The sequence below is a fragment of the Bacteroides sp. 3_1_13 genome, from assembly GCF_001185845.1.
GTDB lineage: Bacteria > Bacteroidota > Bacteroidia > Bacteroidales > Bacteroidaceae > Bacteroides > Bacteroides xylanisolvens.
Genome location: NZ_KQ236955.1, coordinates 631,345 through 646,286, shown reverse-complemented (window position 1 = coordinate 646,286; position 14,942 = coordinate 631,345). Strand labels below are relative to the sequence as shown.

The 14,942-nt window shown below is 37.9% G+C and carries 7 protein-coding genes; all 7 read left to right on the top strand.

Annotated features, from left to right (window positions below):
- Positions 1 to 71 precede the first annotated feature (71 nt).
- The 7 genes from HMPREF9009_RS02445 (at position 72) to HMPREF9009_RS02415 (ending at position 14,772) form a co-directional block, all read left to right on the top strand.
- Positions 72 to 2,984: a glycosyl hydrolase 115 family protein gene (locus HMPREF9009_RS02445; protein ID WP_049701361.1), complete on the top strand. Its 2,913-nt coding sequence runs from the start codon at positions 72 to 74 to the stop codon at positions 2,982 to 2,984.
- A gap of 7 nt (positions 2,985 to 2,991) precedes the next feature.
- A complete protein-coding gene (locus HMPREF9009_RS02440) occupies positions 2,992 to 5,946 on the top strand; it encodes a glycosyl hydrolase 115 family protein (RefSeq protein WP_049701360.1) in 2,955 nt (984 codons plus the stop codon).
- Between the two features lie 206 nt (positions 5,947 to 6,152).
- A complete protein-coding gene (locus HMPREF9009_RS02435) occupies positions 6,153 to 6,653 on the top strand; it encodes a DUF1735 domain-containing protein (RefSeq protein WP_049701359.1) in 501 nt (166 codons plus the stop codon).
- 13 nt (positions 6,654 to 6,666) lie between these two features.
- Complete coding sequence (locus HMPREF9009_RS02430) at positions 6,667 to 9,795, top strand: SusC/RagA family TonB-linked outer membrane protein (RefSeq protein WP_049701358.1); 3,129 nt, start codon at positions 6,667 to 6,669, stop codon at positions 9,793 to 9,795.
- An 11-nt stretch (positions 9,796 to 9,806) separates the two neighbouring features.
- A complete protein-coding gene (locus HMPREF9009_RS02425; protein WP_049702215.1) occupies positions 9,807 to 11,522 on the top strand; it encodes a RagB/SusD family nutrient uptake outer membrane protein in 1,716 nt (571 codons plus the stop codon).
- A 34-nt stretch (positions 11,523 to 11,556) separates the two neighbouring features.
- Positions 11,557 to 14,568, top strand: coding sequence for a SusC/RagA family TonB-linked outer membrane protein (locus tag HMPREF9009_RS02420; RefSeq protein ID WP_049702214.1), 3,012 nt, complete (start codon positions 11,557 to 11,559; stop codon positions 14,566 to 14,568).
- 12 nt (positions 14,569 to 14,580) lie between these two features.
- Positions 14,581 to 14,772: a hypothetical protein gene (locus HMPREF9009_RS02415; RefSeq protein WP_049701357.1), complete on the top strand. Its 192-nt coding sequence runs from the start codon at positions 14,581 to 14,583 to the stop codon at positions 14,770 to 14,772.
- Positions 14,773 to 14,942: the final 170 nt, after the last annotated feature.

Sequence of the window (14,942 nt, the reverse complement as noted above, 5' to 3'; positions counted from 1 at the left end):
GTAACATGGAACAAACTCCCAATAATACTAATAACATGAAAACATTTATAAACTCAGATAGATTTGAAAAAATGAAGAAAGCAACCTTATTTTTATCGTTGTTCTGTTTTGTAACTACTGGTTATTCACAGGTAACTCTGTCAGATAAACAGCAGGACAAAAAAAGTTTTCCAATCGTTACTTCTGCTGCTAAAGCAGTGGTTTGTTATGATAAAGCAGATGCGGAAGTGGTCAGAAGAACGGCAGGGCTGTTGGTGGAAGATGTAAATCGAGTCACTAATAAAAAATTGAAATTGGTATCTGATTTGCCGTCTAAACAAGAGTATATTATTCTGGCCGGAACTTTGGGAAAGAATAAAGCAATAGATAGGTTAGTGGCGAATAAGAAGATTGACGTTAGTAGAATTCGTGATGGCTGGGAACAATATGCGATTGATTTAATTGATAATCCTTTCCCGGGAATAAAAAAAGCATTGGTAGTAGCCGGTTCCGACCGCCGTGGAACAGCTTATGGATTGTTCTCTATCTCTGAAACCATAGGGGTATCTCCCTGGTATTGGTGGGCGGATGCTCCGGTAGTCAAAAAGAAATCTTTATGCTTGAATGTAAATACCTTCTCGTCTAAGGCTCCTTCTGTCAGATATAGGGGAATTTTTATTAATGATGAGGATTGGGGCTTAAAACCATGGGCTTCTAAAAATTTTGAACCGGAGGTCGGAGATATAGGACCAAAAACCTATGCGAAGATTTGTGAGTTGTTGCTTCGCTTGAAAGCTAATTATTTGTGTCCGGCCATGCATTCTTGCACGAAGGCATTCAATCATTATCCGGATAATAAATTAGTGGCGGATAGTTTTGCGATTGTCATGGGGTCAGTACATTGTGAACCATTATTGTTTAATAATGCTTCGGAATGGGATCGGAAAGCAATGGGAGAATGGAACTATGTGACTAACCGGGACGGTATTAATAAGGTTTTGCGTAAGCGGGTGAATGAGAATGGTAAATTTGAGAATGTGTACACACTAGCTATGCGTGGAATTCACGATGCTGTGATGGCTGGTAATTTGACATTGGAAGAACAGGCACGTGTACTGGAAAAAGCTTTTGATGATCAACGCGAGATTTTGTCTAGCGAAATGAATAAACCGGCTGACCAAATTCCGCAGGCATTTACTCCCTATAAAGAAGTATTGGAAACGTATGATCATGGAATGAATGTGCCTGATGATGTTACTCTGGTATGGTCAGAAGATGACTTTGGATATATGAAGCGTCTTAGTAATTCAAAAGAACGGAAACGCTCAGGGCGTTCGGGGGTTTATTATCACGTTTCTTATTGGGGGCCTCCAAAACATTATCTTTGGATAGCTTCTACGCCTCCCACACTGATGTATGAGGAGTTGGAAAAGGCTTATCGTTCTACTGCCGACAGACTTTGGGTTGTGAACGTGGGCGATATTAAGCCGGCAGAATATCATATAAATTTGTTCATGGATATGGCTTATGATATTGAAAGCTTTAATTATGATAATATTAATGCACATAGTGTCGATTTTCTTTGCCGTATATTCGGTGAAAAATATAGGGAAGATCTGACTGATATCCAGCAAACTTATTTTCAATTGGCTTTTGCTCGGAAACCTGAATATATGGAGCGGAGTACGGATACGGAGTTCTCTATTCAGAATTACAAGGAGGTTGACAGAAGATTAGCCGCTTATGAACGTATTGCTGCAAAAGCGGAGAGAATATTAAAAGAACTGGATAAAGAGGCAGTACCGGCATTTTTTCAATTGGTATATTATAATGTTAAAGGAGCGGCCTTAGTGAATCAGATGACATTAGGCGGGCAGAAGAATCGTCTCTATGCTGCTCAACAAAGAGCGACTGCTAATTTGATGAGAGATAAAGTTAAAGTGTATGGGGATAGCTTGGTTTTAGTAACAGAACAATACAATTCATTATTAAATGGTAAATGGAAAGGTATGATGTCTTTGATTCACGGTGGAGCTCGTTCTTTCGGGCGTGCAAAAGTTGATTCAGTGACATTAGAGTCTGTCCCTACATTAGGCGTATCTTGTGAGGGGGAGGATAATAAGAAAGGTGTAATGAGCTTTCATACAATACCCTGTTTCAATAAATACCTTCCGGATACTCATTATATTGATGTCTTTAATAAAGGGGTGGGAAGTTTGAAATGGAAAGCGACTCCTTCTGAGCCTTGGATTCTGATTGATAAAAAAGCCGGGAAAACACTTTATGAGGATCGAATTACGGTTTCTGTAGACTGGAGTAAAGCTCCTATTGGTGGAGACGGTTCCGGGTTTATAGATATTTATACAGATAATAATGAAAAGAAAACTGTATATGTGTCTGTGTTCAATCCTGCTGGCCCTTCAGTTGAAGAATTGAAAGGATTATATGTCGAGAGTAACGGTTATGTATCCATTGATGCTGCAAAATTTCATAGAAAGCAGGAAATTGGTGAGATTAAGTTCGATATAGTAGATGGGCTTGGATTTGACAATAAGGTTGTTCGTTTAGGAGACCCTTTTGCGAAAACACCTTATTATGACGGGCTACTGCTCACGTCCAATTATGTTGCTCCAGTGCGTGGCAACAAGTTTCCGGTACTGGAATATGACTTCTATTCTTTCCAGACTGGTCCTGTAGATGTATATACTTATATGTTACCCATTTTCCCATTGGATAATGAACATGGTTCACGTTATGGTGTAATGGTGGATAATAGTCCTGTATACTTGCCGGAGGCAGGTGCACCTTATTATAGTACTCTATGGATTCAAAGTGTGCTGGGAAACTGTAGAATCAATAAGACTACTCATTTTATTGATAAACCGGGTAAACATACGGTGAAGATTTATTGTGGCCATCCCGGAATGATGTTACAAAAAATTGTAGTTGATTTCGGAGGGCTGAAGAAATCGTATATGGGACCTGAATCGACCAGAATAAACTAAAAGAAATATGACAAAATTAAGATTGATATTATGGGGGTTGGCTGTAATAGTTTGTATGCCTGTTACCTTTGGTCAAGTAGTCTTGACTAAAGGTAACAGCAAAGCCAACGAATTTGGTATGATAAATCGGAAGAGTAATGCTCATCTTTATTTTGATGAACAAGACTTTGAAGTGGTAAAAAAGGCAGCTAATTTGTTTTCAGATGATGTGCAATTAGTGACTGGGAAGAAAATGCAAGTAGAAGCTACAAAAAATAAGTTAGCTTCGAATAGCATAATTGTGGGAACACTTGGACATAATAAGCTAATAGACAAATTAGTTGCTAAAAATAAATTAGACGTCAGGGCATTGGAAAATCGATGGGAGAGTTATTTGATAGAAGTCGTTCGTAATCCTTTCCCTGGAGTTAATAAGGCTTTAGTTATTGTTGGTAGTGATCGTCGAGGTACTGCTTATGGATTGTTTTCTATATCTGAGACAATAGGTGTTTCTCCTTGGTATTGGTGGGCGGACGCTCCTGTAGCCAAACATACTGAACTAAATCTTAAAGTAGATAAAATAATCTCTAAAGAACCTACAGTGAAATATCGTGGTATTTTTATTAATGATGAAGACTGGGGATTACTGCGTTGGGCAAAGAATACATTTGAAAAAGAACGTGGAAATATTGGTCCTAAAACGTATGCCAAGGTTTGTGAACTTCTTTTGCGTTTGAAGGCGAATTATTTGTGCCCGGCAATGCACGAGGCTTCTACTGCATTTAATAAAATACCAGAAAATAAATTGGTTGCCGACAGTTTTGCTATTGTTATGGGGTCTGTACACTGTGAACCATTATTGTTTAATAATGCTAGTGAATGGGATAAGAAAACAATGGGAGAGTGGGATTATGTTAATAACAAAGGAACACTTAACAGGGTGTTAAAACAGCGTGTCACAGAAAACTCTCCTTATGAGAATGTCTATACCCTTGCTTTACGTGGACTTCATGACAAAGCGATGGGGGGAAGTAATGATATGAAGGAGCGTGTGAAGATGTTGGGTGAGGCTTTAAAAGATCAGCGTCAGCTTTTGGCAGATGTTATTAAAAAGCCTGCTAATGAAATTCCGCAAGCTTTCACTCCTTACAAAGAGGTGTTGGATGTATATAGTGCCGGTTTGGATTTGCCGGAGGATGTAACTATCATCTGGCCGGATGATAATTATGGATATATGAAGCGTTTAAGTTGTCCTCGCGAGCAAAAGCGTTCAGGGCGTGCAGGAGTTTATTATCACGTTTCTTATTTGGGTAAGCCTCACGATTATCTATGGATGAGTACTACTCCGCCTGCATTGATGTATGAAGAACTTCGCAAGGCTTATGATGCAACAGCCGACCGAATCTGGCTGTTGAATGTCGGGGATATAAAATCATGCGAATTTTCTATGAATCTGTTTTTGGCAATGGCCTATGATATTGATTCATTTAATTATGATAATATTTCTCTTTATCAGGCTCGCTGGTTATCCAATATGTTTGGTAATAAATATTATGATGATTTTGTAGATATAACAAATACGTTTTATCACCAAGCATTTTCTCGTAAGCCCGAGTTTATGGGATGGGGATATCAATGGTCAACTAATAGGCATGGAAAAGAACGTAATACTGATACGGATTTCTCATTTGCCAATTATCAGGAAGCAGATTCACGATTAGCTGCTTATGACCGTATTGGGGCAAAGGTTGAGCGTATTTTGAGTGAATTGCCGGAAGAACAGAAAGCTGGTTTTTATCAATTACTTTATTATCCGGTGAAAGGTTGTGAACTGATGAATAAAATGGTCTTGAATGGGCAGAAGAATAGATGGTATGCTTTACAACAAAGAGCAGCGGCAAATGAATTAAAAAATCAGGTAAAGGTTTATTATGATAGTCTACAAACGATTACTCAAGGGTATAATTCTTTGTTGAATGGAAAATGGAATCATATAATGACAACACGTCAAGGATTTGCTGCTTCCTATTTTGAATTGCCTAAGTTGGAGACGGTAACATTATCCGATACCCCTTCTTTAGGAGTGTGGATAGAAGGGGAAGATGTGTTGAAAGGACAAAGTAGTTTTCATATGCTGCCTGCGTTTAATACCTATTTACGTCAATCGTATTTCTTTGACGTCTTTAACAAAGGTAAGGGCTCATTAAACTGGAATATTAAAACTTCAGAAAATTGGATACAGGTAAATAAAGAAAAAGGAAGCACAGCTTCTGAAGACCGGATATGGGTCTCTGTAGATTGGGCAAAGGTGCCGTCAGGAGAACGTATCTCGGGTATGATTGAGGTCACTGCTGATGGTGTGGGAAAAGAAAATATATACGTTTCTGTTTTTAATCCTGCTTCTCCTTCATTGACAGAAATGGATACTTTGTTTGTCGAACATAATGGATATGTTTCAATAAATGCGGCAGATTATCATAGAAAGGTTGAGAATGACGCTATTAAGATTATGACAATTCCTAATCTAGGCTTTGAAAATGCTTCTGTTCAATTAGGTAATCCTATTGCGCCTATGCAAAGAACAGGAAGTAGTATTGTACCGAGAGTTGAATATGATTTCTATACTTTCGGGCAAGGATCAGTGGATGTCTATACTTATGTGTTGCCAACCTTTACATTGAGTGCTGATAAGGATTATGCAGGTCATGAAGCTACTAATATTGAAACACGATATGGCGTATGTATTGATGACGGTCCGGTAATGAACCCCTCGACTTCTTCTTTCGAGTATGCGCAAATTTGGTATGAGAGTGCCTTGAAAAATTGTCGTATTAATAAAACAACATTGCATATCAATAAACCGGGAAAACATACAGTAAAAGTTTTGTGTGGTGACGCCGGTACTGTGTTGCAGAAAGTTGTATTGGATTTTGGAGGAATGAAACGTTCATATTTAGGGCCAAAGCCGACAAAAGCGAAATAAGAGGCTCAGATTATATAAAATTAATAATGACTTACAAGAAAGCTACGTATAGTAGTTGTACGTAGCTTTCTTTATATCTTATAGATGCTTTTTGAGACGCATTTTCTATTTATTGGGATGTTTATTCCATTCTCCAATAATCAAATAGCGTACTTTTGTATCAGTGAAATAACCCGATTATTAATTATAAATAGTTAACTTGTATTATGAAGATCAACACAGTCTTGTTCGTGCTATGTGCACTACTGTTCATAAGTTGTAATGATGATGAGCAGATGCAGTATGCAAAGATCTATTTTCCACTAGCCGCGTGGACAGAAAAAAACGATTTTTTTGTTGCTGATTTTAATTATGAGAAAGATACGACCTTCATTGTTGGCGCGTATTGTGGAGGGAGTATCCCTGTTCCCCAAGAAGTGAAAGTCTCTATTGGCTTGGCAACTGATTCATTAAGGAGACTCCAAGCAAAAGACCCTTCTTATGCTGATTATGAAGCACTTCCAGAAGGTAGTTATGAAATTACTCCGGCAGATATGGTTGCGGTGATTAAAAAGAATACAAGCAGGGGTGATTTGCAAGTTGTTTTTCATACTACTAATTTGGATCCGGCAAAGCAATATGTACTGCCTTTATGTCTGAAATCGACCTCTCATTATGAGTTGGCTCCACAGCATAGCTATCTTTTTTTGGGAATCAAGAAACAATAATTTAGCCTTATAGATGATGAAAAACTGTATTAAGTTTCACTTATTATCAAAACAAACTGTTTTTTTTAAATTACTTTGTTTTGTTGTTTTTTGTAATTGTAGCTTTTATGCCTCAGATGTGTTTGCACAGAAAAAGAAGCAGATAGTAGTAAGAGGTAAAGTCGTTGATCCTAAGGGAGAAGCGTTACAAGATGTGCTAGTAGATGTGAAAGAAACCTTAGGGTTTGTTCTCACAGATAAAGAAGGACGATTTACGATTGCCGTACCTGATGAAGAATCAAGCCTCATATTTACATTAGATGAGTATGAAAAGGCTACTGTTCAAGTCGGAAAAAAAAGAGACTTGAGTTTGACACTTTTTAAAGCGGTAGAAAAGTATGAAGATAGGACCATAAACTTAATGTATGGTACACAGAAAGAGTCTCGATTAGTAACGGCTGTAGAAACGGTGCGTGGGGAACAAATAGAAAATGTTCCGGTTATGTTTCAAAATGCAGCTATCGCTGGTTTAATGATGGGTGTTCAAAGTATTCAGACTACAGGTTTGCCGGGAGCGGATAATGCTAGTTTGTATGTGCGTGGACAACGTTCTTGGCGTAGTAGTTCTCCAGTTGCATATGTAGACGGACATTTGCGCTCTTTCTCTCTGCTCGATCCGCATGAGATAGAATCCATTTCGGTATATAAGGATGCAGGTTCTCTTTCTATTTTGGGACTTAGAGGAGCCAACGGAGCATTTATGGCAACCACTCGCCGAGGTAAAGAAGGAAAGCCTGTGATACGCTTTAATGCTCAATTAAGTCTCTCTAAGCCAACACAAAGACCAGAGTATTTGGATGCGTATCATTATGCAAAGTTGTATAATGAGGCTTTCTTGAATGATAATCCCGGAGAAGAACCTGTATATAAACAGGGAGATCTTGATTTATATTTAAGTGGTGAATCTCCTTATACGCATCCAAATGTAAACTGGATAGATGAAATATTAAAAAAGCAGACAATTGCGCAACGATATAACTTAAGTATTCAGGGCGGAAGTTCTAAAGCAAAATATTTTGTTAATTTCTCTTATCAGAATAATGATGGATTATATAAAACAGCCGGATTGAATTCCTATAACACAAATGCTAACTTTCAAATGTATTCCATTCGTTCTAATGTTGACGTATCGTTAACTAAGGATTTATTATTGTCTGTAGATTTATTTGGGCGACAACAACTGAGAAATAATCCGGGGAGTTCCATGAGTGCGGAAGGATTATTCAAAACGTTATATTCGCTTCCTGCCAATATTTTTCCATTAAATTATGGACCGGATAAGGTTGCGGGGACAAATGCATATCGTAAGAACCCTTATGGTATTCTGAATCATAGTGGATATTCTAAGTACATACATAGTACGATGGAAGCTTCGATGAAAGCAAACCAAAAACTGGATTTTATCACAAAAGGGTTGAGTATATATGCCTCATTAGCGTTTGATGCCCGTTTTGATAATACAATTGACCGTAGTAAATCTTATATGGTATATGAATACACTGGTAAAAATACTACAACTGGAGAAGATCTGTTCACAACATGGGGTGAACCAGGAAAACAGGTGAATAAAAATTCTTTTGGTGATAGTAAGGTTCGTATTTTCGATGTGGAAGCAGGGGTAGATTATACTCGTGTATTTGGAGAGAAACATGACGTTGCAGCTGTGTTAACCTTTAATCGTAATCAGCAGACTACGGATACGCAGCAGATGGCTAATTATCACCAAGGTCTTTTTGGGCGTGCTTCGTATGCTTTTGATTCTCGCTATTTGGCTGAGTTCTCTTTCGGATATCAGGGAACGGAACAGCTGCCACCAGAAAAACGTTATGGATTTTTTCCGGCTGTATCACTGGGGTGGGTTCTATCAAATGAGCCTTTTATAAAGAACACTATTGGGAATAGTTTGTTGAGCTTCGTGAAATTTTATGGTTCCTATGGGCTAACTGGAACGGATGATGGTCTTCCTTATTTCTATTATTTGCCAACATTGAAAAAAACGGGTTCAGATCGTTATCATTTTGGAATGAGTGGATCGAATGTTGGTGGCTGGGGAGAAGGCAGTGTCTTTAATCCTAACGTAACTTGGGAAGAATCGTTAAAATTGAATCTAGGGACTGATATTCGTTTATGGAAGGAACGTATTAGCTTAGGATTTAATTACTTTAAAGAGAAAACTTCACAGATATTAACGACACGATATACGGTGTCTACTCTTTCCGGGTATGGTTTTGGAGGACCGCTTGAAAATATTGGAAAGTCTGAAAATAAAGGTTACGAGGCACGTATCGCTTTTGCTGATAAACAGGGGGATTTTTATTGGACAATAGGTGGTAATGTTAGTTTTATAGATAATACTATTATATTTAACGATGAACAGCCGTACCCGTATGACTATCAAAAAAGAGTAGGGAACTCGATTAATGATTTATATGGATATGTATCTGACGGACTCTATATTGATGAACAAGATCGATTGAATAGCCCGAAAACAGACTCTGGAGCTGCTTATGCTGGTGATATTAAATACCGTGATTTGAATGGAGATGGTGTTATTACTGAACAAGATCAACGTAAAATAGGTGACTCAAACTTGGCAGAATGGAGTTATGGTTTCTTTGTCGGGGCTGCTTATAAGGGTTTAGATGTGAAAGCTCTTTTTACAGGAGTTGCAGATAGGGATTATACATATGCTGATCTTAATATTATGGCCTTTAAAAATGAAGCGGGCAATGGAAATGAATGGGGTGGAGGTAGTGTGCAAAAATATCATTGGGACAATCGTTATAATCCGCAAGATCCTTCCACTTGGCATACAGCTAGATATCCTCGTCTATCGTTGTTAGGTGGTACGCACAATCGTTTGGATTCGGATTTTTGGCAAGATAATGGAGATTTCTTGCGTTTAAAAACCTTGGAGATAGGTTATACGCTTCCTCAACGCTGGACTCGGAAAATTAAAATATCAAAAGCCCGTGTTTTTTATACCGGATATAATCTTTTTACTTGGCATAATATGCGTATCGTTGATCCTGAGAGTCAACCTGGAGTATGTAACTATCCAGTGCAAAAAGTATCAAGCTTTGGTTTAAGTCTTCAATTTTAATGGATATGGATATGAAAAGACAGATAATGGTATTATTTATGGGGTTGGCATTATTTTCTTCTTGTTATGATGCAATGAATGAAGTTCCTTTGGAAAGAATGCCGCCTGAGATAGCCTTTAAAGATAGTTTGAAGGTCGAGATGTTTGTGAATGAGTTATATGTTGGCTTGAATACGGGAATAGGAGGATATAATAGTTTTGGTGGTGGCTCTGCTAATCAAAACAGTTTCTTTGATTGTGTGACGGATTTGGGGGTACTTTCGCCAAGGGGAACGAATACTGCTGTTAATTCGTTTACACGTGCTACATTCCATTCAGGGTCAGGAGGAAATACAGATAGTCGCTGGGCGCAGGTTTATCAGTATATACGTAAAACAAATCTTGTATTGGAATATATTCATTATTGTGATAATCTGTCTGAATCTAAAATGGCGCAATATATTGGTGAGGCGAAGTTACATAAAGCATTGTTGCATTATGAGATGTTGAAGCGATATGGAGGCATTACTATTATGGATGATCTTTTTGAAGGAGGAAATATAGAGTTGCCTCGTAATACATTCGAGGAATGTGTAGAGTATATTGTTCATTTGTGTGAAGAAGCAGCGGGTGGACTTCCTTTACGTTACCCAGATAATGATTATGGACGTTTGACAAAAGGAGCGGCTTTAGGTTTAAAAGCGAAGGTTTTACTTTATGCGGCTAGTCCCTTGTTTAACGAAAATCCGATAGCAGGAACGAATGAGATACAACGCTATGCATCGGCTGATAATACTCGTTGGGATCGTGCAGCAAAGGCAGCACTTGATGTAATAAATCTGAAGATGCCGGACGGTAGTCCGGTTTACGAACTTTTTCCTTCTTATGAACGTCTTTTCTTTACTCGTGAGGAGAACCGTGAATTTATGATTATGAGAATGCAAGGAATGACAAATAATGTTGAAGTACGTAATGGACCGGCTGGCTATCCTGGAGCGACTGGAAATACAAGTCTGACGCAAGAGTTTATTGATATGTTTGAATTGACGAGTGGTAAACTTCCTAAAGATGATACAAATTACGATCCGCAAAAACCATGGGAAAATCGATGTAAACGATTCTATGCTTCTGTTCTTTATAATGGAGCTTTTTGGTGGGATAGAGAAGTTGAAACTTTTGTAGGCGGAAAAGATTATACAGCGTTAAGCTCTACAGCGAAAGGCTGTGTAACTGGTTATACGTTACGTAAGCACTTAGACCCGGAAGTTCGCATCTCTGGTGTGCAGAAGAAGACGTATCATGATTTTCCTTTATTGCGTTTTGCGGAGATATTATTGACTTATGCGGAGGCGGCGAATGAATATAATGGAATGTCTGATGATGATTTAGTCGATGATGATATGGTTTATTCTTGTGTCAATAGACTACGTGAACGGGCTGGCTTACCTATGATAGAAGATAAAACTAAAGGAGAGATGCGTGAAATCATTCATCGGGAACGTACTGTTGAACTTGCTTTTGAATGTGTGCGTTATTTTGATTTGCGGCGATGGAGAGAAGCAGAAAGAGTTTTGAATCGTCCTGTGCATGGTGTACAAATTACTAAGGATGTGGAAACTGGAGACTTTGTTTATAGTGATCCGATAGAAGTTGAGGAACGTATATTCCCTGAAAGGTGTTATTATTATCCGATACCTCAAAGTGAATTAAATAAGAATGCGGCTTTAACTAAGAATCCCGGTTGGTAACTCAGTGTTGTAAGATCAAATGAAAAATGAATTTATGAAGAAAATTTTATTAACCTTAATAGTCGTAATAGCGGGAGGTATATTCAATTCGCTATGTGCTCAATCATTTACAGTTACCGGTACAGTTGTTGATATGAATGATGAAACAATGCCGGGGGTAAATATTGTAGAGCAAGGGGTGCCTACTAATGGTGCTATTAGTGATGTAAATGGTAATTTTAAAATTACTGTTGCAAGTGCTAAAAGTATTCTGGTATTTTCTTTCATTGGCTATGAGAATCAGGAATTAGTAGTTGGTAAACAACGCAAACTTGATGTGAAAATGCTAGAATCTGGTGTAAGCCTGGAAGAAGTGGTAGTAGTAGGTTATGGCTCACAAAAAAAGGCTTCTGTTGTTGGAGCTATTTCTACAGCTGATGCCAAAGAATTACAAAGTACGGGTACCACAAACTTGACACAAGCTATCGGTGGAAGAATTGCTGGAGTTATCTCACGTTCGCCGGGAGGACGTCCGGGTGACGATGATGCGTCAGTGTATATTCGTGGAATTGCCAGTTATAATTCGGGCACGTCCTCACCATTAGTATTAGTAGATGGAGTTGAACGTGATTATTCACAAATCGATCCTGAAGATATTGAGAGTTTTTCCGTATTGAAAGATGCTTCTGCTACGGCTGTCTTTGGAGTGCGTGGAGCAAATGGCGTGATTCTGATTACGACTAAACGTGGTGAGACAAGTAAGCCGGTAGTTGATTTGAGAGCATCATTCACAATGAATACTCCTATTAATTTGCCAGAAAAATTAGGGGCTTACGATTTTGCCCGTTTGAAAAATGAAGCATTGATGAATGTCGGTGAAGTGCCAGAGTACAGCCCCTATGATCTTGAAATGTATCGTACGGGTGAAAGTCCTTATACCCATCCGGATAATGATTATATCGGTGATTTATTAAAAGATGTCACAACAAAACAACAGTATAATTTGACAGTACGTGGCGGTACACCTTTTGTCCGATATTATGTGTCAGCCAATTATGTACATGAAAAGGGAATTTATGAGACATTTAATAATGATGATTATGATTCTAATGTGTACTTTAAACGCTATGGTATGCGTACAAATTTGGATTTTAACGTAACGAAAACAACGGTATTTGGCGTCGATCTGTCAGGGAGGTTGGAAGAAAGGCATGATAATGACGCAGAAAAAGGCTTATATGAGAGTATGGTGCGCCTACCGCCCAATTTTTTGAATTATGTGAATCCGAATGGAACTTATGGTGGTAAACTTAATGCAGTTAATCCTTATGCTGCTTTGTCAAAATATGGATATAATCATTCAAAACGTAATGTATTTGAAGCTGTTGTTAAGTTAAATCAGAAATTAGATTTTATAACGAAAGGGCTTTCTGCGAGAGCAATGTTTGGTTTTGTATCCAATATGGCATCACGAAGGGATGTAACAGAACGTCCTGAGTTATGGGAATATACAAAAGATGGACAATATGCAATTGTAAATGAGGAGACACCGCTTAGAATTGATACGTCAGCAGGACCTCATAGAAGGAATATAACAACAGAATTTGCAATTAATTATGACCGAAAATTTGGTTCGCACGCTGTGACCGGGTTATTGGCGTTCAATCAGTTGGCTCAATATAGGGATGAACAGCTTCCTACAGGATACATCAACTATGTGGGACGTATTACTTATGGATATAAAAGCCGGTATTTGGCTGAATTTAACGCTGGTTATAATGGTTCTGTACAGTTTGCAGAAGGTAAACGTTATGGGTTCTTTCCTGCTTTTTCTTTAGGTTGGGTCGTTTCAGAAGAAGGGTTTTGGAATAAAGGAAATAAGATCTTTAATTATATGAAAATACGTGGTGCTTATGGCGAAGTCGGTAATGATAAAATAGGTTCTGATAAGTATTATTATTTACAAACATACCCGTTGTTGACTTCGAATCGCCCTTCATTTGGTTTAACTAATAATCCTGAAAATCGGATTTATGAAGGTAAAGAAGGGAACACAGATGTGACATGGGAACGTGCTCGTAAATTGAATGTTGGTATTGATATGCGTCTTTTTGATAGTAAATTGGCGTTAACTGTAGATGCTTTTACCGAGACTCGAGTAAATATTTTAGATTATGACCGATCGATTTCTACAATTTACGGGATGTTGGGTGCAACTGATTCAAATAAAGGATTTCCACCACAAAATTTAGGAGAGGTACGTAATTCAGGTTTTGAACTAGATGCGTCATTTAATGATAGAGTAGGGAAGTTATCCTATTACGTAAAGGGTAATGTTTCGTTTGCACGAAATAAAATACTAAAAAAAGGAGAAGAGCCACAAACTTATTCTTGGACGTCGGCTATTGGACGTAAAGTGAATCAACGTTTTGGAATGGTTGCAGATGGTTTTTATAATACGCAGGAGGAGATAGATGCTTTGCCTTCTCGGTTTTCCAGTAATTTGAAGTTAGGAGATTTGAAATATCGAGATGTAAATGAAGATGGAGTGATTGATAGCTATGATGTAACTGCTATTGGTAAGACTCGTTTGCCTGAGATTATGTATGGTTTAACGGTGGGGGGTGAATGGAAAGGGATTGATTGGCAAATATTTTTTCAGGGGGCAGCTATCACAGATATGTATGTGAATGGATACGGTTATTGGGAATTTACCAATACGGGGAGTGTCATGAAACATCATCTTGGGAGATGGACTCCAGAGAATAAAGAAAACGCTACTTATCCAAGTTTATCTCCGGCCACTTCAAAACAAAATCATCGATTATCTACGTTTTGGTTAAAGAATGGGAACTATCTACGTCTGAAGAACATGCAGATTGGCTATACATTGCCTTCTGGCTGGACAAAAAAGGCTAAAATAACTTCGGCTCGTATATATGTGAGTGGAACGAATTTGTTGACATTTGCTGGATTTAAAGAATATGATCCGGAATCCAATGATGGAGGAAATACTTCTTATCCTCAGATGAGAAATTATAGTGTGGGATTAAATCTTAAATTTTAAAACCTGTCAGATATGAAATTGAAAATTTATACAATATTAAGCTTAGTTCTTGTCATGATGGCTTTTAGTTCATGCTTGGATGCTTCTTCTTTAATGGACAAGGAAGATGTGGGAGATTTATATGAAAAAGATGTGTTTAAAGATCCTACATATGCTCGTTATTTTGTGAATGATATTTACCTTAATTCCGCAACACTATTATAAAATATTTTTTTTAAGTACCTGAGCAACAAAAAGTTGCTCAGGATTTTGCCATGTCAGAGGATTCACTTAACTTAGTGTTGCAAAAAAATAATCAAACAAAACCTCATCAGGCATGGCAAAAATGCAAATAAAATCCGAGAAGCTCACTCCTTTTGGAGGAATATTTTCAA